The 19,688-nt window shown below is 60.6% G+C and carries 19 protein-coding genes; 15 read left to right on the top strand and 4 right to left on the bottom strand.

Features of this window, described 5'->3' with window-relative positions; all coding sequences use genetic code 11:
* The first annotated feature begins 3 nt into the window (after nt 1-3).
* Complete coding sequence (locus ACYPYQ_RS03215) at nt 4-654, top strand: DedA family protein (RefSeq protein WP_459719576.1); 651 nt, start codon at nt 4-6, stop codon at nt 652-654.
* Here the strand turns inward: ACYPYQ_RS03215 and gluQRS are convergent.
* From gluQRS to clpS, 3 genes are read right to left on the bottom strand one after another with little or no spacing between them, the layout of a single operon-like run.
* The gene (gene gluQRS / locus ACYPYQ_RS03220; protein ID WP_459719580.1) at nt 592-1,524 is read right to left on the bottom strand and encodes a tRNA glutamyl-Q(34) synthetase GluQRS; all 933 of its coding nucleotides are present in this window, start codon (nt 1,522-1,524) and stop codon (nt 592-594) included. The two genes, ACYPYQ_RS03215 and gluQRS, sit on opposite strands and share 63 nt — an antisense overlap.
* A gap of 1 nt (nt 1,525) precedes the next feature.
* Nucleotides 1,526-3,787, bottom strand: a complete 2,262-nt coding sequence (gene clpA / locus ACYPYQ_RS03225) for an ATP-dependent Clp protease ATP-binding subunit ClpA (protein WP_459719583.1) — start codon at nt 3,785-3,787, stop codon at nt 1,526-1,528.
* Nucleotides 3,788-4,090 (bottom strand): ATP-dependent Clp protease adapter ClpS, encoded by a 303-nt coding sequence (clpS, locus tag ACYPYQ_RS03230; RefSeq protein ID WP_459719586.1) that lies wholly within the window; start codon nt 4,088-4,090, stop codon nt 3,788-3,790.
* 229 nt (nt 4,091-4,319) lie between these two features.
* Here clpS and ACYPYQ_RS03235 point away from each other — a divergent pair, with 229 nt between their 5' ends.
* A complete protein-coding gene (locus tag ACYPYQ_RS03235) occupies nt 4,320-4,523 on the top strand; it encodes a cold-shock protein (protein ID WP_237248268.1) in 204 nt (67 codons plus the stop codon).
* A gap of 75 nt (nt 4,524-4,598) precedes the next feature.
* Here ACYPYQ_RS03235 and ACYPYQ_RS03240 read toward each other — a convergent pair whose 3' ends face one another.
* Nucleotides 4,599-6,821 carry an NADP-dependent isocitrate dehydrogenase gene (locus ACYPYQ_RS03240; RefSeq protein ID WP_459719589.1) on the bottom strand — a complete coding sequence of 741 codons (2,223 nt, stop codon included), beginning with the start codon at nt 6,819-6,821 and terminating at the stop codon, nt 4,599-4,601.
* Between the two features lie 30 nt (nt 6,822-6,851).
* Between ACYPYQ_RS03240 and ACYPYQ_RS03245 the strand changes: the two genes are divergently transcribed.
* From ACYPYQ_RS03245 to pbpG, 13 genes are all read left to right on the top strand, one after another.
* The gene (locus ACYPYQ_RS03245; protein WP_459719592.1) at nt 6,852-7,403 is read left to right on the top strand and encodes an rRNA large subunit pseudouridine synthase E; all 552 of its coding nucleotides are present in this window, start codon (nt 6,852-6,854) and stop codon (nt 7,401-7,403) included.
* Nucleotides 7,404-7,433: 30 nt separating this feature from the next.
* Complete coding sequence (locus ACYPYQ_RS03250; RefSeq protein WP_459719595.1) at nt 7,434-7,676, top strand: FmdB family zinc ribbon protein; 243 nt, start codon at nt 7,434-7,436, stop codon at nt 7,674-7,676.
* Complete coding sequence (locus ACYPYQ_RS03255; protein WP_459719597.1) at nt 7,677-8,294, top strand: DUF502 domain-containing protein; 618 nt, start codon at nt 7,677-7,679, stop codon at nt 8,292-8,294.
* Between the two features lie 35 nt (nt 8,295-8,329).
* Nucleotides 8,330-10,129 carry an aspartate--tRNA ligase gene (gene aspS / locus ACYPYQ_RS03260; protein WP_459719599.1) on the top strand — a complete coding sequence of 600 codons (1,800 nt, stop codon included), beginning with the start codon at nt 8,330-8,332 and terminating at the stop codon, nt 10,127-10,129.
* A gap of 3 nt (nt 10,130-10,132) precedes the next feature.
* Nucleotides 10,133-10,501, top strand: a complete 369-nt coding sequence (locus tag ACYPYQ_RS03265; RefSeq protein WP_459719603.1) for a guanyl-specific ribonuclease — start codon at nt 10,133-10,135, stop codon at nt 10,499-10,501.
* 2 nt (nt 10,502-10,503) lie between these two features.
* On the top strand, nt 10,504-10,905 hold the full coding sequence (locus tag ACYPYQ_RS03270; RefSeq protein WP_459719605.1) for a barstar family protein: 402 nt from the start codon (nt 10,504-10,506) through the stop codon (nt 10,903-10,905).
* A complete protein-coding gene (gene nudB / locus ACYPYQ_RS03275) occupies nt 10,905-11,354 on the top strand; it encodes a dihydroneopterin triphosphate diphosphatase (RefSeq protein ID WP_459721196.1) in 450 nt (149 codons plus the stop codon). The genes ACYPYQ_RS03270 and nudB overlap by 1 nt, the downstream gene beginning before the upstream one ends.
* Entirely contained in the window at nt 11,347-12,444 is a 1,098-nt protein-coding gene (nadA, locus tag ACYPYQ_RS03280; protein WP_459719609.1) for a quinolinate synthase NadA, read from the top strand. Before nudB ends, nadA begins: the two co-directional genes overlap by 8 nt.
* Nucleotides 12,445-12,504: 60 nt before the next feature.
* Nucleotides 12,505-13,239 (top strand): endonuclease/exonuclease/phosphatase family protein, encoded by a 735-nt coding sequence (locus ACYPYQ_RS03285; protein ID WP_459719611.1) that lies wholly within the window; start codon nt 12,505-12,507, stop codon nt 13,237-13,239.
* Nucleotides 13,236-14,393: a cardiolipin synthase ClsB gene (clsB, locus tag ACYPYQ_RS03290; protein ID WP_459719614.1), complete on the top strand. Its 1,158-nt coding sequence runs from the start codon at nt 13,236-13,238 to the stop codon at nt 14,391-14,393. Before ACYPYQ_RS03285 ends, clsB begins: the two co-directional genes overlap by 4 nt.
* Nucleotides 14,394-14,488: 95 nt before the next feature.
* On the top strand, nt 14,489-16,537 hold the full coding sequence (locus tag ACYPYQ_RS03295; RefSeq protein ID WP_459719616.1) for a putative bifunctional diguanylate cyclase/phosphodiesterase: 2,049 nt from the start codon (nt 14,489-14,491) through the stop codon (nt 16,535-16,537).
* A gap of 57 nt (nt 16,538-16,594) precedes the next feature.
* Nucleotides 16,595-18,391, top strand: coding sequence for an ABCB family ABC transporter ATP-binding protein/permease (locus tag ACYPYQ_RS03300; RefSeq protein WP_459719619.1), 1,797 nt, complete (start codon nt 16,595-16,597; stop codon nt 18,389-18,391).
* Nucleotides 18,392-18,601: 210 nt separating this feature from the next.
* Nucleotides 18,602-19,456 carry a D-alanyl-D-alanine endopeptidase gene (pbpG, locus tag ACYPYQ_RS03305; protein ID WP_459719621.1) on the top strand — a complete coding sequence of 285 codons (855 nt, stop codon included), beginning with the start codon at nt 18,602-18,604 and terminating at the stop codon, nt 19,454-19,456.
* Nucleotides 19,457-19,688 lie beyond the last annotated feature (232 nt).

Raw genomic sequence — 19,688 nt, forward strand, 5'->3', positions numbered from 1 at the left:
ACGATGGAGTTCCTCGCTGCATTTCTCGATATCGTCCTGCACCTGGATACGCATCTTCTCGCGTTGGTGCAGGATTACGGCGTGTGGGTCTACGCCATCCTGTTCGCGATCATCTTCGCCGAGACCGGACTGGTGGTTGCGCCTTTCCTGCCGGGAGATTCTTTGCTGTTCGTGATCGGTGCCCTGTGCGGCATGGGCTCGCTGCAACTGGAAGTGGCGATGCCGCTGCTGATCCTGGCCGCCTTCATGGGCGACAACACCAACTACTGGATAGGGCGTTTGTTGGGATTGCGACTGCTGGAGCGTGCCGGCTCTCGCCTCATCAAGCACGAGCATCTGGAAAAGACCCATGCGTTCTACGAGAAACACGGCGGCAAGACGGTGATCTTCGCGCGCTTCCTGCCCATCATCCGCACTTTCGCGCCCTTCGTGGCGGGTATCGGCACCATGGACTATCGCCAGTATGTGATGTACAGCATCATCGGCGGCGTGACCTGGATCGGCAGCCTGACGCTGGCCGGCTACTTCTTCGGCAACATCCCGGTCATCAAGGACAATCTCACCCTGATGATCCTCGCCATCGTCTTCATCTCATTCGTCCCCGCGATGTTCGAGTTCATCCGTCATCGCAGGCAGCGCGCGCAGGCCGACTAACTTTTCCGGGCGCCAGTTCGCGCGCGCCCAGTCCCACACCTTATCCAGATCGGCCGTCCGCAGTTCTCGCGGCGGATTTTGTCGCAGGAATACGAGTGCGCGCCATAGCCCATCGACCGGCTGCGAGACATCCACGGCTTGTGCCAGGGTCTGCTTGCTCAGTTTCTCGCCAGCCGCGTTCACCGCAACGGGCAGATGCATGTAGCACGGGACGGGAACGCCCAGCAGTCGTTGCAGATGGATCTGGCGCGGCGTGGAGTTCAGCAGGTCGGCACCGCGTACGACATGCGTTATGGATTGCGCCGCATCGTCCGCCACCACCGCCAGTTGATAGGCGAACAGCCCGTCGGCGCGCTTCACTACGAAGTCGCCGATGTCGCGCGCCAGATCCTGCGCGACGCGGCCTTGCAGCGCATCCTCGAATTCGATCGGTGAAGGGGAAACGGGAAGGCCGGTGCGCACCCGCCAGGCCGGGGTCGCGCGCGGGTGTGCCATGCCGTCGCGGCAGGTACCCGGATACACGAACCCCTCGATACCATGCAACGCCGAATCGGCGACCTCTTTGCGCGTACAGCAACATGGATAGGCTGCGCCGGACGCTGTCAACTGTTGCAGTGCTTCTTCGTACGCTGCCGTTCGCATACTTTGGTAGATGACCGGCTCGTCACTGTGCATCCCGAATGCATCCAGCGTGCGCAGGATGTCATCGGCAACACCCGGCATGCAGCGCGGGGTGTCCAGATCCTCTATGCGTACCAGCCAGACGCCGTTGTGTTTTTTTGCTTCCAGAAAACTGCCGACCGCCGCAACGAGCGAACCGAAGTGCAGCGGGCCGGTGGGAGAGGGGGCGAAGCGCCCCCGGTATTGCAACTTATGCAGGGACAGCTTCTTCTTCCTCGAACTCCAGCGCCACTTTGCCGTCCTTCATGTCGACCGTGACCTTGCCGCCGTTGGCGAGTTTTCCAAACAGCAGTTCGTCCGCCAGCGCGGAGCGGATGGTGTCCTGGATCAGGCGCGCCATCGGGCGGGCACCCATCAGCGGATCGAAACCGTTGTCGGCGAGATAGTCCTTGAGCGCGTCGGTGAAGATCGCATCCACTTTCTTCTCGTGCAGTTGCTCGTCCAGTTGCATGAGGAATTTGTCCACCACGCGCAAGATGATCTCTTTGGAGAGAGGTGCGAAGGACACGATGGCATCCAGACGGTTGCGGAACTCGGGCGTGAACAGGCGCTTGATGTCGCCCATCTCGTCGCCTGCTGATTCGCTCTTGGTGAAGCCGATCTGCACCTTGTTCAAGGCTTCCGCGCCCGCGTTGGTGGTCATGATGATGACCACGTTGCGGAAGTCGGACTTGCGACCGTTGTTGTCGGTGAGCGTGCCGTGGTCCATCACCTGCAGCAGGATGTTGAAGATGTCCGGGTGCGCCTTCTCGATCTCGTCCAGCAGCAACACGCAATGCGGCTGCTTGCTGATCGCTTCGGTGAGCAGGCCGCCCTGCTCGAAGCCCACATAGCCCGGCGGTGCGCCGATCAGACGCGACACGGCATGGCGTTCCATGTATTCGGACATATCGAAACGGTGGATGGGCATGCCCATGCTGTAGGCGAGCTGGCGTGCCACCTCGGTCTTGCCGACACCGGTGGGACCGGAGAACAGGAAACTGCCGATCGGTTTCTGCGGATTGCCCAGACCGCTGCGCGACATCTTGATGGCGCGCGCAAGCGCATCGATGGCTTTGTCCTGGCCGAACACTGTCGCTTTCAGATCGCGGTCCAGGTTCTTCAGTGCGTTGCGGTCGTCGTGTGACACGGTGCGGGTCGGGATGCGCGCGATCTTGGCGATGATCTCCTCGATCTCGTGCTTGCCGATGGTCTTCTTCTGCTTGGATTTCGGCAGGATGCGCTGGGCGGCACCTGCTTCGTCCAGCACGTCGATGGCCTTGTCAGGCAGGTGGCGGTCATTGATGAAGCGTGCCGACAGTTCGGCCGCACTGGTGATGGCTGCGGCGCTGAACTTGATGCTGTGGTGGTCCTCGAAGCGTGATTTCAGCCCTTTCAGGATCTCGATGGTCTGTTCCACCGATGGCTCCGGCACATCGATCTTCTGGAAGCGGCGCGACAGGGCGGAATCCTTGTCGAAGATGCCGCGGTATTCCTGATAGGTGGTCGCGCCGATGCACTTCAACTGCCCGCTCGACAGGGCGGGCTTGAGCAGGTTGGAGGCGTCCATTGTGCCGCCCGAGGCTGCGCCAGCACCGATCAGGGTATGTATCTCGTCGATGAACAGTACGGCATTCGGCGCTTCCTTCAGCTCCTTCAGAACGGCTTTCAGGCGCTGCTCGAAATCGCCGCGATATTTCGTCCCGGCCAGCAAGGAACCCATGTCCAGCGCATACACCTGTGCGTCCTTGAGGATGTCCGGCACTTCGCCTTCCACGATGCGTCGCGCCAGCCCTTCCGCGATGGCGGTCTTGCCGACGCCCGCTTCGCCTACCAGCAGCGGGTTGTTCTTGCGGCGGCGACACAGGGTCTGTATCACGCGTTCCAGCTCCAGTGCACGGCCGATCAGCGGGTCGATCTTGCCGTCCAGCGCGGAAGCATTCAGGTCCTGTGTATAGTTCGCCAGCGCGCTGTCGCCCTGCTGTGCGGATTCATTCTCGGCATCGCCTTCCGTCCTTTGCGTGGCGGGCTGGGCCTCGGCGGTCTTGTTGATGCCATGAGCGATGTAGTTCACCACATCGAGGCGGGTGATGGCGCGCTGGTTGAGGAAATACACTGCATGCGATTCCTTCTCGCCGAACAGGGCGACCAGGATGTTGGCACCGGTCACTTCTTTCTTGTTGGTGGATTGCACGTGCAGGATCGCGCGCTGGATCACGCGCTGGAAACCCACGGTCGGTTGCGTATCCACTTCCCCGGTGCCGGGTACGACGGGCGTGTGCGACTCGATATGCTGCGTCAGCACGCTGCGCAGTTCATCCAGGTCGGCCCCGCAGGCGCGCAACACATGCGCGGCGGAAGGGTTGTCCAGCATCGCCAGCAGCAGATGTTCCACGGTGATGAATTCGTGGCGTTTCTGGCGGGCCTCGACGAAGGCGAGGTGCAGGCTGACTTCAAGTTCTTGGGCGATCATTCAATTTTCCTCCATGCGGCATTTCAGGGGATGCCCACGCTGTATTGCATATCCGACGACTTGTTGAACCTTGGTTTCCGCGATGTCCCTGGGATACAGTCCGCATACGGCAGAACCCTCGTTGTGCACTTTGAGCATGATCTGTGTCGCCTGTTCCAGGCTCATCGAAAAAAACATCTGCAACACCTCGATGACGAACTCCATGGTGGTGAAGTCATCGTTCAGCAAGACCACCTTGTACATCTTCGGCGGTTTGGTCTTGCCGCGCTCCAGTAATTGGACGTTCTCTTGCCTGGTTGCCATCGAAATCATTGTCGCATTGCGTTTGTCTGCATATTTGACGATTAGCGGGGCTTTTTCAAGTCTGTTGCGCAAATAAATACAATAAGCTCTTGACGGTGTGGCGAAAGCTGGGTTAAAAAGCGCGCAGGTGTTTGAATCAAAGTATCTGCAGTACTGGTTTTGCCATGTGCGGTCTTGGATTTAAACAGTTGGCGGGAATCCACCCGCGTTTTTTGTAAGGAAGCAAGACATGGCAAACGGTACTGTTAAATGGTTCAACGATGCAAAGGGTTTCGGTTTCATCACTCCCGATGACGGCAGCGAAGACCTGTTCGCGCACTTCTCCGCGATCAACATGAGCGGCTTCAAGTCTCTCAAAGAAGGTCAGAAGGTGTCTTTCGAAGTCGTGCAAGGCCCGAAGGGCAAGCAAGCCTCCAACATCCAAGCCGCCTAATTAGCGGTTTTTTTGTTGCCGTAAAAAAGCCCGACGTTCTCACGTCGGGCTTTTTGTTTGCGCGGAACGCGCGGATCAGATCGTTTTCAACGCCGCATTGAACGTTTTGCTTGGGCGCATCGCGTTCGAGGTCTTGTCGAAATCGGGCAGGTAGTAGCCGCCCATGTCCACCGGCTTGCCTTGTGCGGCGATCAGTTCTGCATCGATCTTCGCCGCGTGGTCGCCCAGTTGCTTTGCCAGTGGAACGAACTTCGCCTTCAGTGCCGCATCCTTGTCCTGCGCGGCCAGCGCCTGAGCCCAGTACAGCGCGAGATAGAAGTGGCTGCCGCGGTTGTCGATCTGACCGACCTTGCGCGCGGGTGACTTGTCGTTGTCGAGGATATTGCCGATGGCCTGATCCAGCGTGTCGGCCAGCACCTGCGCCTTCGGGTTATTGAAAGTCTGCGCCAGATGTTCGAGCGACACGCCCAGCGCCAGGAACTCTCCCAGGCTGTCCCAGCGCAGGCAGTTCTCCTGCTGGAACTGTTGCACATGCTTGGGGGCGGAACCGCCGGCGCCGGTCTCGAACAGGCCGCCGCCGTTCATCAGCGGAACGATGGAGAGCATCTTGGCACTGGTGTTGAGTTCGAGGATGGGGAACAGGTCGGTGAGATAGTCGCGCAGCACGTTGCCGGTGACCGAGATGGTATCCAGCCCCTTGCGCGCACGTGCCAAGGTGGCGCGGCAGGCAGCCGCCGGTTCCATGATGCTGATGTCGAGTCCGCTGGTGTCGTGCTCCTTCAGGTACTTCGCCACCTTGGCGATGATCTGTGCATCGTGACCACGGTCCTTGTCCAGCCAGAAGATGGCCGGTGTCTTGCTCAGGCGCGCACGCGTGACGGCGAGTTTCACCCAGTCCTGTATTGGTGCATCTTTCGTCTGGCAGGCGCGGAAGATGTCGCCCTGCTCGACCTTTTGCTCCAGCAATACTTCGCCGGATGCATCGACGATGCGCACCACACCGTCGCCGGTCATCTCGAAAGTCTTGTCGTGCGAGCCGTATTCCTCGGCTTTTTGAGCCATCAGCCCGACGTTCGGTACCGAACCCATGGTGGCGGGGTCGAGCGCGCCGTGCTTCTTGCAGTCCTCAACGGTGGCGACGTAGATGCTGGCATAGCAGCGGTCTGGGATCATCGCCAGCGTGTCGTAAGGCTTGCCGTCGGCGCCCCACATCTTGCCGCCGTCGCGGATCATGGGCGGCATGGAAGCGTCGATGATGACGTCGGAAGGCACATGCAGGTTGGTGATGCCCTTGTCGGAATTCACCATCGCCAGCGCCGGGCCGTTGCGGAAGCAGTCGGCGATGTCCGCCACCAGTGCGGCACGCTCTTTCTCGGGCAGCGCCAGCACCTTGGCTTCCAGATCACCGAAACCGTTGTTGACGTTGACGCCCATCTGTTTGAGCTGGGCACCGTGCTTGTCGAACACCTTCTGGAAGAACACGGACACGGCATGGCCGAACATGATGGGGTCGGACACTTTCATCATGGTAGCTTTGAGGTGCAGCGATAGCAGTACATCTTCTTTCTTCGCTGCTTCGATCTGCTCGGCGTAGAACTTGCGCAGTGCGCGGCGCGACATCACCGCGGCATCGACGATCTCGCCGGCTTTGAGGTTGAGCTTATCCTTGAGCACACTCACCTTGCCATCCTTGCCCACGAACTCGATGCGGGTGCCTACAGCCTCCGGCACGGTCACCGATTTTTCGCTGCCGTAGAAATCGCCGCTCGTCATGTGCGCCACGCGCGTTCTGGAAGTCTTCTCCCACTTGCCCATGCGGTGCGGATGCTTGCGGGCGTATTGCTTGACCGAAGGTGCGGCGCGCCGGTCGGAGTTGCCTTCGCGCAATACCGGGTTCACCGCGCTGCCCAGCACCTTGCCGTAACGTGCCTTGATCTCCTTCTCGGCATCGTTCTTCGGTTCGTCCGGAAAGTCGGGGACCATGTAGCCTTTGGATTGCAATTCCTTGATCGCCGCCTTCAGTTGCGGGATGGATGCACTGATGTTCGGTAGCTTGATGATGTTGGCTTCCGGCTTTAGCGTCAGCTCGCCCAGTTCGGTCAGTTGATCCGATATCTTTTGCGAGTCGGTCAGCTGGTCGGCAAAATTCGCAAGGATGCGCCCGGCCAGCGAGATGTCGCGCGTTTCAACGGTGACGCCGGCCGCCTTGGTGAAGGCCTGTATGATGGGAAGCAACGAGTAGGTCGCCAGACGCGGCGCTTCATCGGTCAGGGTATAGATGATCTTTGCGGTTGTCATGTTGGTGTCCGGAATATTGGAAAGATAGCGATGAGTCGTATCCTGTTGTTCAACAAACCCTACGGTGTGATCTGTCAATTCAGCAAGGACGGCCTGCATCCGACGCTGGCGGATTATATCGCCGTTCCCGACGTTTATCCCGCCGGCCGGCTGGATACCGACAGCGAAGGCCTGTTGCTGCTCACCGATGACGGCAAGCTGCAGCATCGCATCACCGATCCGAAACACAAATTGCCCAAGACCTACTGGGTGCAGGTCGAAGGCATCCCGGACGAGGCGGCGCTGGCGCAGTTGCGCCAGGGTGTCAGGCTCAAGGACGGCATGACCCTGCCGGCCGAGGCGGTGGCGATGGCGGAGCCGGTCGGGCTGTGGCTGCGTGACCCGCCGGTGCGTTTCCGCCAGGCCATCCCGACCAGTTGGCTGGCACTCACCATACACGAGGGCCGCAACCGTCAGGTGCGGCGCATGACGGCGGCAGTGGGCTTCCCGACCTTGCGCCTGATCCGCTACCGCATCGGCGACTGGGCGCTGGACGGGCTGGGCTGCGGCCAGTGGCGCGAGCAGCAGGCGGCTAATGTATAATGCGCGCCTTTCGATTTGCAGGAGAAAACCATGCCTATCTACGACTATCGTTGCAGTAGCTGCGGAGTGCAGAAGGACGTGATGCAGAAGGTCAGCGATCCGGTGCTGACGACTTGTCCGGATTGCGGCCAGGAGACTTTTTCCAAGCAACTGACCGCTGCCGGCTTCCAGCTCAAGGGTAACGGCTATTACGTCACCGACTTCAAGAACAAGCCGGCGCCAGCCTGCGAGCCTTCGGGCTGCGCATCCTGTCCGGCTGCAGGTACGCACTAAGTGAAAAATTATCTGCTGACCGGCCTGCTGGTGCTGGTGCCACTGGTGATCACCCTGTGGGTGCTCAGCTTCATCATCGGCATCCTCGACCAGTCGCTGCTGTTGCTGCCAGAAGCCTGGCATCCGGACAATCTGCTCGGTATCCATATTCCCGGCTGGGGGGTGATACTGACAGTGGGCATCATCTTGCTCACCGGGCTGCTGGTGCGCAACGTGTTCGGCCAACAGTTGCTGGACTGGTGGGAAGGGCTGTTGCGCCGCATCCCGTTCGTGAACGCGATCTACAACAGCGTCAAGCAGGTCAGCGACACCTTGCTTTCCGGCAGCGGCAATTCTTTCCGCAAGGTGTTGCTGGTGCGCTACCCGCATGCCCAAGCGTGGTCGCTGGCCTTCCAGACCAGTGTGCCCGCAGAGGTAACGCGCAAAATGCACGGCGAAGAATATGTGGGCGTGTTCGTGCCGACCACACCCAGCCCGGTCAACGGTTTTTATTTCTATGTCAAGAAGTCCGAGACCATCGAACTTGACATCAGCGTGGATGCGGCTTTCAAAGCCATCGTTTCCATGGGCGTGGTCACCACCCCTGAGAACGCAGCCCAGCTTGCCGCTTCCAATTAAGTCCTTCCAGTACCTTTTCTATTTGTATCCCTATCATGCGAACTCATTACTCCGGGCAACTCAACGTTAACCATCTCGGCCAGACCGTCACCCTGTGCGGCTGGGCGCATCGCCGCCGCGACCACGGCGGGGTGATCTTCATAGATCTGCGCGACCGCGAAGGCATCGCGCAGGTGGTGTGCGATCCGGACCGTGCCGACATGTTCGCCATCGCTGAATCCGTGCGCAACGAGTTCGTGCTGAAGATCACCGGCCGCGTGCGCCGCCGTCCGGAAGGCACCGAAAACAAGAATATGACCAGCGGTGAGATCGAGATCCTCTGCCAGGAGATCGAAGTACTGAACGTTTCTGTCACTCCGCCGTTCCAGCTCGATGAAGATAACCTGTCTGAGAACGTGCGCCTGACCCACCGCGTCGTCGACCTGCGCCGTCCGCAGATGCAGAAGAACATGATGCTGCGCTACAGGACCGCCCGCGCGTTCCGCCGCTTCCTCGACGACCACGGCTTCATCGACATCGAGACGCCGATGCTGACCAAGTCCACGCCGGAAGGCGCACGCGACTATCTGGTGCCGTCGCGCGTGCATGCCGGTGACTTCTTTGCGCTGCCGCAGTCGCCGCAGCTGTTCAAGCAGATGCTGATGGTGGCCGGCTTCGACCGTTACTATCAGATCACCAAATGCTTCCGCGACGAAGACCTGCGCGCCGACCGTCAGCCCGAGTTCACCCAGGTCGATATCGAGACCTCGTTCATGAGCGAAGAGCAGATCATGAACCTGACCGAAGAGATGATCCGCGTCGTGTTCAAGGAAGTACTCAACGTCAATCTGCCCAACCCGTTCCCTCGCATCGGTTACGGCGAAGCGATGGCCCGTTTCGGTTCCGACAAGCCGGACATGCGCGTCACGCTGGAGATCACCGAAGTCACCGACGCGGTGAAGGACGTGGCGTTCAAGGTGTTCAGCGGCGTGGCGAATTCCGGCGGTCGCGTGGCGGCCCTGCGCGTGCCGAACGGCGGCGCATTCACACGCGGTGAGATCGATGAGTACACCAAGTTCGTGGGTATCTACGGTGCCAAGGGGCTGGCCTACATCAAGGTCAACGACGTGACACAATTGAACGAGACCGGCCTGCAGTCGCCCATCGTCAAGAACCTGAATGAAGCGGCGCTGAAGACCATCGTCGAGCGCACCGGCGCGCAGAACGGCGACATCATCTTCTTCGGCGCGGACAAGACCAAGGTCGTCAACGACGCACTGGGCGCGTTGCGCAGCAAGATCGGCCACGAGAAAGGCTACACCAACGGCAAGGCGTGGGAGCCGATCTGGGTGGTGGACTTCCCTATGTTCGAATACGACGATGAAGCCAAGCGTTGGAATGCCTGCCACCATCCGTTCACCGCGCCCAAGGACGAGCACCTGCAGTTCCTCGAAACCGACCCCGGGCGTTGTCTGGCCAAGGCCTACGACCTGGCGCTGAACGGTTGGGAGATCGGTGGCGGTTCGGTGCGTATCCACAAGGAAGCCGTGCAGAGCCAGGTGTTCCGCGCGCTCAACATCGGCGCGGAAGAAGCTCAGCTCAAGTTCGGTTTCCTGCTCGACGCACTGCAATACGGCGCACCGCCGCATGGCGGCTTGGCCTTCGGTCTGGACCGTATCGTCACCATGATGACCGGCGCCGAATCCATCCGCGACGTGATCGCCTTCCCCAAGACGCAGCGTGCCCAGTGTCTGCTGACACAGGCACCGTCCGCCGTCGACGAGAAGCAATTGCGCGAATTGCACATCCGTCTGCGTCAGCAAGTGCAGACAACCGTGGAAGTCAGCAAGGAATAAACCATGCGCCGCGCGGCACAGGCTGGCTGGGGGCTGCTGATCGCCCTGCTGCTGTGCCTGCCGTTCGCACAGGCACGCGACCAGCAAGTCGCCACGCTCGCGGTCGTCTCCGTTGCGCAACTGCCTCCGGAGGCACGCGACACCTTGCAGCTTATCAATGAGGGCGGCCCGTTCCCCTACCAGCGTGACGGCATCGAGTTCAAGAACCGCGAACGCATCCTGCCCCAGCAGCCGCGCAACTATTACCGCGAATACACGGTCAGGACACCGGGTGTCGGCCATCGCGGTGCGCGCCGCATCGTGTGCGGCGTCATACCGGAGTGTTACTACACAGACGACCACTACCGCAGTTTCAAACGCATCAAGGAGTGAATATGAGCGACTTGTGTGACCGCTTGCAGGATATGGGTGAGGCTGGTGTCTACCGCTTGGGCTGTCCGGTCGAAGTGTTGCGCGGCAATATCGCGTTGGCCGAGTTTCGTAGTTTCGAGATCGATATGGCGAATGTGCACAGCAAGGGCGAATTCCTTGCGGCTATCGCACATGCCATCCAGGCACCGGACTGGTTCGGCCATAACTTCGATGCGCTGGCAGATGCCTTGTGCGACCTGTCATGGCTGGACGAGTTTGACGAGGGATACGTGTTGCTGCTGCTTAACAGCGGCGACACGCTGGGGCTGACCGCAGCGGATCATGGGATCGTCATGGAAATATTCAACGATACGGTGAGCTGCTGGAAACAGGCGGGCAAACCATTCTGGGTGTTCCTTGCGTGATGCAGCGAACCAAGCAGCCTGTCTCCGTTCTGGTCGTCATCTACACTGCAGCCCTCGAGGTCCTGTTGCTGGAACGCGCCGACCACCCGGGCTATTGGCAATCGGTCACCGGCAGTCGCGACGGTGATGAAACGCTGTGCGACACCGCGTTGCGCGAGGTGGCGGAAGAGACCGGCATCGATGCAGCAGCGTTCCAGCTGACCGACTGGCAACATCAGAACGAATATGAGATCTACCCGCACTGGCGTCACCGCTACCCGCCCGGTGTCACGCGCAACACTGAACATGTATTCGGTCTGCAACTTCCTCTTCCCGTTCCTGTCAGACTCTCGCCGCGTGAGCATTTGAACAGTCTCTGGTTGCCATGGCAGGAGGCGGCGGACAAGGTCTTCTCGCCGAGCAACCGCGCGGCGATCATGCAATTACCGGAGAAAGTGCAGCATGGCTGAACAGGAGATATCCATCGCTTACGAACACCCCGACATGGCGCAGGCCAGCTGCAGTACGGCGCATGCCTGGGCGAGAAAGCCGCGCGAGCCTGATGCGGCAGAGAAGGCCGAACTGATCACACGCATCAAGCGTCTGCTGAAAGAGCAGGACGCCGTGCTGGTCGCGCACTACTACGTGCATCCGGATTTGCAAGATTTGGCGGAGGCAACCGGCGGCATCGTGTCTGATTCGCTCGATATGGCCAACTTCGGTCACCGACATCCGGCCAAAACGATAGTCGTGGCAGGCGTGCGCTTCATGGGCGAGACGGCCAAGATACTCAACCCCGAGAAGCGCGTGCTGATGCCCGACCTCGAAGCCGAGTGTTCGCTCGACCTCGGCTGTCCGGCGGACGAATTCGCCGCCTTCTGCGACGCGCATCCAGGCCGTGTGGTGGTGGTGTACGCCAACACCAGCGCCGCCGTTAAAGCGCGCGCCGACTGGATGGTGACCAGCTCCATCGCATTGCCGGTGGTGAAGCATCTGCACGAGCAGGGCAAGAAGGTCCTGTGGGCACCGGATCGTCATCTCGGCGGTTACGTGCAGGAGCAGACTGGCGCCGACATGCTGCTGTGGCAAGGCTCATGCATCGTGCACGACGAATACAAGGCCCGCGAACTGCAGGAGCTGAAGGCGCAGCATCCCGGCGCGCTGGTGCTGGTGCATCCCGAGTCGCCGCGCGCCGTGGTGCAGCAGGCCGATGTGGTCGGTTCCACCACGCAACTCATCAAAGCCGCGCAGAATTCAACAGCGAAGGAATTCATCGTCGCCACCGATAACGGCATCCTGCACAAGATGCGCACGCTGTGTCCCGACAAGATATTCCTCGAAGCCCCCACCGCCGGTCACGGTGCCACCTGCACCAGCTGCAGCCACTGTCCGTGGATGGCGATGAACGGTTTGCAGAACCTCGCCGAAGTGCTGGAAAAAGGCCACAACGAGATCCATGTCGATCCCGCCATCATCCCGCGCGCCGTGCAGCCCATCAAACGCATGCTGGATTTCGCGCAGCAGATCGATCTGCCGACGAAGGGGTTGGGCAACGCTTGATACGGCGGCGCAAACTGTCGTGCCTGCTAACGGACCGGCCGATTGGGTAGAATGCCTGCCATGCCCCATCTCAAGATCGCCACCTACAACATCCACAAGGGTTTCTCGCCGTTCAACCGGCGGGTGGTGTTGCATGACCTGCGCGAACAGTTGCGCGCGTTGAACGCGGACATCGTGTTCCTGCAGGAAGTGCAGGGCGAGCATGCACATCATGCGCGGCGTCACCATACTTACCCGGTCGAACCGCAGCATGAGTTCCTCGCCGATGAATTCTGGGCGCATCAGGCCTACGGCATGAATGCGGTGTATGAGCATGGCCATCATGGCAATGCCATCCTGAGCCGTTTCCCTATCGTGCAGACGCGCAACCGCGATGTCTCGGCACACCGTTTCGAGCAACGCGGCCTGCTGCATTGCGAGATCGATGTGAAGGGGCAGTCCGTGCATTGCTTCTGCACCCATTTCGGGTTGTTTGCGCGCGGCCGACGGCAGCAGATGCAGTCGCTGATCGAGCATGCGCAGCGGGAGGTGCCCGCCGAGGCCCCGTTGCTCATCGCGGGGGATTTCAACGACTGGCGCAATGAACTGACGCGCGGTTTGAGCGAAAGCCTCGGCGTGCAGGATGTGTTCCATCTCAGCTGCGGGGTCCCCGCGCGCAGTTTTCCGGCCGCATTCCCCTTGCTCAAGCTGGACCGCATCTACGCGCGCGGTTTCGATGTGGTGGGGTGTGATGTGCATGATGGACGGCGCAAGTCCGACCATGCGGCACTTTCTGCAGACCTGAAAAGAAGATGAGCCGTCATTTCCAGGTCGGTCCCGATAGCCTCACGCTGTTGCAGAACGGCATGGAATTCTTCCCCGCACTGTGTGCGGACATCGATGCGGCACAACATACCGTGCATCTCGAGACGTACATCTTCGCGGCCGACACGACCGGTAGACATGTGTCGCTGGCCTTGCAGCAGGCGGCGCAACGACAGGTCGCGGTAAGGCTGTTGATCGATGGCTTCGGCTCCGCCGATCTGCCTGAAACGTGGGTGGAGGAGCTGCGCAATGCGGGCGTGGAGGTGTTGTGGTTCCGCCGCGAGCGCGGCTTCTTTCCCATGCGCCGCTACCGCTGGCGGCGCATGCATCGCAAACTGGCGGTGATCGATGGCGAGACTGCCTATGTGGGCGGGATAAACATCATCGACGACATACCGGAAGATGAAGGTTTCGATGCGCCGCGCCTGGACTATGCGGTGCGCGTGCAGGGACCGCTGGTCCATGATGTGCGGGAGGCGATGCGCCACCTCTGGTCCGGTGTGCGCTGGGCCAGTATGCGCAAGCGCATCGGACGGTTGCGCGGGCAGCTGCGCCGCCGCAAGGCCCCTGATGGCGATGCGGCGGCGACTTTGCTCTTGCGCGACAACGTGCGGCACAGGCACGAGATCGAGGCGGCCTATCTGCATGCGATCAACCTTGCCCGTCATGAGATCGTGCTGGCGCATGCTTATTTCCTGCCGGGGCGCAGGATGCGCAGAGCACTCAAGCGGGCCGCCCGGCGCGGCGTGCGGGTGGTGTTGCTGGTCCAGGGCAGGGTGGAATACCGCTTCCAGTATTACGCGACCCAGTATCTGTATGGGCGGATGCTGGCGGATGGGGTGGAGATCCATGAGTACCGTGCCAGTTTCATGCATGCCAAAGCCTGCGTCGTAGACGGCACGTGGGCAACGCTGGGTTCATCCAATCTCGATCCGCTCAGCCTGTGGATGGCGCGCGAGGCGAACCTGGCTGTGCGCGACAGCGCGTTCGCCGGCAGTCTGCGCGATAACGTGATGTATGCCGTGCAGCATCAGTCGGAAAAGGTGCTCAGGCCGCCCAGCCATCTCGTGTCCATCTTCTTGTCGCGTCTGAGCTATGGTGTGATCCGCCTGCTGGTCGGTTTGCTGGTGCGGCAAAGGCATTGATCGCCCTCGGGGGCAACATTCGCGACATCCATCTTCCGACTCGGGTTAGTATTCAGCCCGCAAAAAATAAGGGCATCAAAAAAAGGGGAGGGTGCATGGCGTATCTGTTAGGTCTTATCCGGCACATGTCGCTGGGTCGTTTGCTCGTCATTCTGTCGGTTGTCGCCATGGTCATGGCGTTCGTGCTCATCTTCGGGTTGTCCGGGGCGATCCGCGACCGCGCGGTGCACGACTTGGCGCGCGAGGATGCGCGGCAGACGTCGCAGCTGGTGTTCCAGAGCCTGTATTCCGCCATGCGCAAGGGCTGGAGCAAGCAGGACATCAATGAGGCCATCGAGCGTCTGAACCGCCAGTTCCCCGATCTCAGGATCCGTGTCTATCGCGGCGAGGCGGTCGCCGGCCAGTTCGGCGCGATGCCGCAGGAGGCGGCGGCGGTGGCCGCCGATGCGCCGCTGCGCAAGGCGCTGGCCGACGGACAGGAGGCCTTGCTGTTCCCGAATGTGGACGAGATCCGCTATCTCTATCCCCTGCACGCCACGGAAGAATGTCTGGGCTGCCACACGCAGTCGCACGTCGGCGCGGTGCATGGCGTGATTGACATCGGCTATCCGGTGAAGAACCTCAAGGTATCGTTCAGCAGCGTGCTCAATTCCATGCTGGTCTATACCCTTGCCATCATCGGCTTCGTTTTTCTCGTACTGTATTTCAAACTGCGCTACCTGTTCGTGTTGCCCATCGCCAAACTGGTCAGCGTGATGCGCGAGATATCGGTCGACATGGATCTGACGCGGCGCGTGAAATACGACATCCCGCTGCTGGAGCTGCAGAGTCTGGCCGAGTATTTCAACGGACTACTGAAGACGGTGCACGAATACAACGTCAGGCTGGAGGAGTTGTCCACCCATGATCCGCTGACTGACCTGTACAACCGGCGCAAGTTCGAGGATTTCCTGCATTACGAGATCATCCGTTCCGCGCGCCACCAGCGCAGTTTCTCGCTGATCATGGTCGATCTGGATAACTTCAAGTACATCAACGACACCTTCGGCCATCCGGTCGGCGACCTGGTGCTCAAGGAGCTGTCCATGCTGCTCTCGGGATGCCTGCGCAAAGGCGATGTGCTGGCGCGTCTGGGCGGCGACGAGTTCGCCATCCTGCTGCCCGAGACCGAGCTGGCGAAGGGCTTGCAGGTGGCGAACAAACTGTTGCAATCGCTGCAGGACAAGGAGTTCGAATTGCCCGTCGGAAAGGTACGCTGTACCGCCAGTTTCAGTCTGGTCAGCTATCCGGAGGACGGCCTGACCGAGGGTGAGATTTATTCGGCCATGGATGTGGTGCTGTACAAGGCCAAGTCGCGCGGCAAGAACCAGGTGATGACGGCCGAGAGCGAAGAAGACCGCAGCATGATGAATGTGTTCCGCCAGGGCGAGTTCCTTCGCGCAGCGCTGCGCGAAGGCCGGGTCGAGGCACACCTGCAACCCATCATCAACCTGCGCGACGGCTCCATCAAGGCATACGAGGTGCTGGCGCGCATCCGCGACGGCGAGGTGGTCGTGCCGGCCGGCGAGTTCGTCGAGGTGGCGGAGAAGCTGGGCATGGCGCAGGAGATGGACAGCACCGTGTTCCGCAAGGGGCTGGCCCACTATGCCGCAGTCAGCCGCAAGAACCAGGGTGTGAAGCTATTCTTCAATCTGTTCCCGCGCAGCTTCAATGACATCGAATGGGTGCGCGCCATTCCGGCGATCGCGCGCGAGGCGGGCATGCCGTGCGAGTTGATCGTGCTGGAGCTGACCGAGCGCGAGGCCCTGCCCAACCTGTCGCAAGTGCGGGCGGTGATCGAGGAGTTGAAGGGGACCGGCATCAAGATCGCGCTGGACGATTTCGGCAGCGGCTTCTCGTCCTTCATGTATCTCAAATACCTGCCGGTGGATTACGTGAAGATCGAGGGCAGCTTCGTGCAACAGATCGTCAACGACCCGCGCGACCGCATCATGGTCGAGCACATCAACCGCATGGCACACGAATTCGGCCTGAAGACCATCGCCGAGTTCGTCGAGGACGAGGCGACCGCGCGCATGCTGGCGGAGATCGGCGTGGACAGCGCGCAGGGCTATCACTTCGGGCGACCGGGCGTCCCGGACTGAGCATCGCGGCGGGGGCTGCGGCTATAATGCAGCCCGTTCTCATCCTTGGTTCGCCCGATGCGCCACGCCAGTTCGCACCACTCACCTTCCTCCGGCATGCCCACCCGCACCGACTGGACGGTGATCAAGAGTCTTGTTCCTTACCTGCTCGAATTCAAATGGCGGGTCGCTTTCGTCGTCATGCTGCTGGTCGCTTCCAAGCTGGCCAACGTGGTCGTGCCGCTGGCGCTGAAGGAGATCGTGGACGAGATGGGCAAACCGCAGGCCATGCTGGCCGTACCGGTGATGCTGATTTTGGGCTATGGCCTGCTGCGCCTGCTGTCGACGCTGTTCGGCGAGCTGCGCGACGCACTGTTCGCCAAGGTCACGCAGCGCGCCATCCGCCGTGTGGCGCTGCAGGTGTTCGAGCACCTGCACAGCCTGAGTCTGCGCTTCCATCTGGAGCGCCAGACCGGCGGCGTCTCCCGCGACATCGAACGCGGCACGCGCGGTATCAGCTTCCTGCTCACCTTCCTGCTGTTCAACATCCTGCCCACGCTGCTGGAGATCGGACTGGTGGCGGCCATCCTGTTCGTGAAATACGACCCGATGTTCGCCATCATCACCTTCGTCACGCTGGCCGCCTACATCGTGTTCACGCTGGTGGTCACGGAGTGGCGCATGGTGTTCCGCCGCACCATGAACGACATGGATTCCAAGGCCAACACGCGCGCCATCGACAGCCTGATCAACTACGAGACGGTGAAGTATTTCGGCAATGAGAAATACGAGGTGGCGCGTTACGACGAACAGATGAAGAGCTGGGAAGTGTCGGCGGTGCGCAACCAGACCTCGCTGGCGACACTGAACGCGGGGCAGAGCATCATCATCGCCATCGGCGTCACACTGTTGATGTTGCTGGCGGCACAGCAGGTGGTGGCCGGCAAGATGACAGTCGGCGATCTGGTGCTGGTCAACGTGTTCATGCTGCAGCTGTACATGCCGCTGCACTTCCTCGGCTTCGTCTACCGCGAGATCAAGAACGCGCTGGCCGACATGGAGAAGATGTTCCGCCTGCTGGATGTGCACCGTGAAGTGGAGGATGCTCCGGATGCACAGCCCCTGCGTCTAGAGCATGCTGCCGTGCGATTCGAGCAGGTCGAGTTCTCATACGATCCGACCCGGCAGATATTGCACGGCGTCAGTTTCGACGTCCCTGCCGGTCATACCGTGGCGGTGGTTGGGGCGAGCGGGGCCGGCAAGTCCACACTTTCCCGGCTGCTGTTCCGTTTCTACGATGTGGACAGCGGCGCGGTGGTGATCGACGGGCAGGACATTCGCAGCGTGACGCAGGCCAGCCTGCGTGCTGCCATCGGCATCGTGCCGCAGGATACGGTGCTGTTCAACGACACCATCTACTACAACATCGCCTACGGCCGTCCCGACGCGACGCGCGACGAAGTGCTGCGCGCCGCGCAATCGGCACATATCCATCATTTCATCGAATCCCTGCCGCTGGGTTACGACACCATGGTGGGTGAGCGCGGCCTGAAACTGTCCGGTGGCGAGAAGCAGCGCGTCGCCATCGCGCGCGCCATGCTGAAGGATCCGGCCATTCTGATCTTCGACGAGGCGACCTCTGCCCTGGATTCCAAGTCGGAAAAGGCTATCCAGGACGAATTGCGCCACATCGCCCGCGAACGCACCACGCTGATCATCGCTCATCGCCTGTCCACCGTGGTGGACGCCGAGCAGATCCTGGTGATGGACAAGGGCGTCATCGTCGAGCGCGGTACGCACCGGGAACTGCTGGCGCGGCAGGGGGTATACAGCCAGATGTGGGCTTTGCAGCAACAGGAAGCGCGCCAGGCATAGCGCGCGACCAGCGGCCGGCATTTGCCGATGAGCGGATAGACATGTCAATTGCCGGCTTTCACCGTTCAATTGCTGCCAATATTTAAAATATCTGTGGATGCAGCCCCGGTAGAGCTATCCATATTTGGTGGATATGCAACAGACCGGCTTGCCCTCAGGGGCATATAGGTTATCCTGCGCCCCGTCTTGTAAGGTATCAAGAGGATGTGTATGCGTTATTTACTGGTCTTTGCGTTGTTTGCGTCATTTGTGCTTTCCGCACAGGCTGCGGGTATCGAGCGTGCGAACTATGGCAAGCTGCCCAAGTTGGGCTCGGCCATCGCCATGATCTATGACGAGCAGACCGGCCAGCCCGTCTATAGCAAGAACGTCAATTCGGTGGTTCCCATCGCATCCATCACCAAGCTCATGACGGCCATGGTTATCCTGGACGCGAAACTGCCGCTGGACGAACCCATCACCATCACCCGCGAAGACCGGGATCGCCTGAAAGGCACGAAGTCACGCCTGAAGCAGGGCATGACGCTCTCCCGGGGCGATCTGTTGACGCTGGCGCTGATGGCTTCCGAGAACCGCGCGGCGTCCGCGCTGGCCCGCACTTATCCCGGCGGTATGCCGGTGCTGGTGGCGATGATGAATGCCAAGGCGCGCGAGTTGGGGATGGAAGATAGCAGTTTCCAGGACCCGACCGGCCTGACCAGCGAGAACGTGTCCACTGCGCAGGATCTGGTGAAGATGGTGCTGGCAGCGCAGAACTATGAGCCTATCCAGCGTGCGTCCACTCAGAGCCGCCATGTAGTGAAGGTGAATGCCCGCCAGTCCCTGCATTTCGTCAACACAAATCCGCTGGTGCGCAATCGTAATTGGGATGTTGGCCTGTCCAAGACCGGCTATATCAGCGAAGCGGGACGTTGCCTGGTGATGCAGGCCAAGTTTTCCGAGCGCCCCACGGTGATCGTGCTGCTGGATTCGTGGGGCAAGAACACCCGGGTCGGCGACGCCAACCGCATCAAGAGCTGGATGGAGCGTCCTTCCAGCGGCTCGCGACAAAGCAGGATGCGCTAGCCACTGGCAGGCCGTGCAGGGGGCAGGGGCCGCAGTCGCGGCCCTTTTCATTTGCGCGGCGGACGTAGCGCCAGAACTACCACGGCAACCACTATCGCGAGTATGAATAGCTCGATGAACATGTCGTGTCTTTGGGCAGGATACGGGCATCATTCTACGCGCCCACACTGCGATATGAACGCGTGCGTAAGGTACAATCCCGCGTCGAAAATCTTGTTGCCCGCTTATCGCC

This window comes from Sideroxyarcus sp. TK5 (genome assembly GCF_054601595.1).

Coding starts and splice junctions, on each gene's coding strand:
- ACYPYQ_RS03265 (WP_459719603.1), top strand. CDS start 10,133: ATGCGCCGCGCGGCACAGGCTGGCTGGGGGCTGCTGATCGCCCTGCTG.
- aspS (WP_459719599.1), top strand. CDS start 8,330: ATGCGAACTCATTACTCCGGGCAACTCAACGTTAACCATCTCGGCCAG.
- nudB (WP_459721196.1), top strand. CDS start 10,905: ATGCAGCGAACCAAGCAGCCTGTCTCCGTTCTGGTCGTCATCTACACT.
- ACYPYQ_RS03295 (WP_459719616.1), top strand. CDS start 14,489: ATGGCGTATCTGTTAGGTCTTATCCGGCACATGTCGCTGGGTCGTTTG.
- ACYPYQ_RS03240 (WP_459719589.1), bottom strand. CDS start 6,821: ATGACAACCGCAAAGATCATCTATACCCTGACCGATGAAGCGCCGCGT.
- ACYPYQ_RS03250 (WP_459719595.1), top strand. CDS start 7,434: ATGCCTATCTACGACTATCGTTGCAGTAGCTGCGGAGTGCAGAAGGAC.
- ACYPYQ_RS03215 (WP_459719576.1), top strand. CDS start 4: ATGGAGTTCCTCGCTGCATTTCTCGATATCGTCCTGCACCTGGATACG.
- clpA (WP_459719583.1), bottom strand. CDS start 3,787: ATGATCGCCCAAGAACTTGAAGTCAGCCTGCACCTCGCCTTCGTCGAG.
- nadA (WP_459719609.1), top strand. CDS start 11,347: ATGGCTGAACAGGAGATATCCATCGCTTACGAACACCCCGACATGGCG.
- ACYPYQ_RS03285 (WP_459719611.1), top strand. CDS start 12,505: ATGCCCCATCTCAAGATCGCCACCTACAACATCCACAAGGGTTTCTCG.
- pbpG (WP_459719621.1), top strand. CDS start 18,602: ATGCGTTATTTACTGGTCTTTGCGTTGTTTGCGTCATTTGTGCTTTCC.
- ACYPYQ_RS03300 (WP_459719619.1), top strand. CDS start 16,595: ATGCGCCACGCCAGTTCGCACCACTCACCTTCCTCCGGCATGCCCACC.
- ACYPYQ_RS03270 (WP_459719605.1), top strand. CDS start 10,504: ATGAGCGACTTGTGTGACCGCTTGCAGGATATGGGTGAGGCTGGTGTC.
- ACYPYQ_RS03235 (WP_237248268.1), top strand. CDS start 4,320: ATGGCAAACGGTACTGTTAAATGGTTCAACGATGCAAAGGGTTTCGGT.
- clsB (WP_459719614.1), top strand. CDS start 13,236: ATGAGCCGTCATTTCCAGGTCGGTCCCGATAGCCTCACGCTGTTGCAG.
- clpS (WP_459719586.1), bottom strand. CDS start 4,090: ATGGCAACCAGGCAAGAGAACGTCCAATTACTGGAGCGCGGCAAGACC.
- ACYPYQ_RS03245 (WP_459719592.1), top strand. CDS start 6,852: ATGAGTCGTATCCTGTTGTTCAACAAACCCTACGGTGTGATCTGTCAA.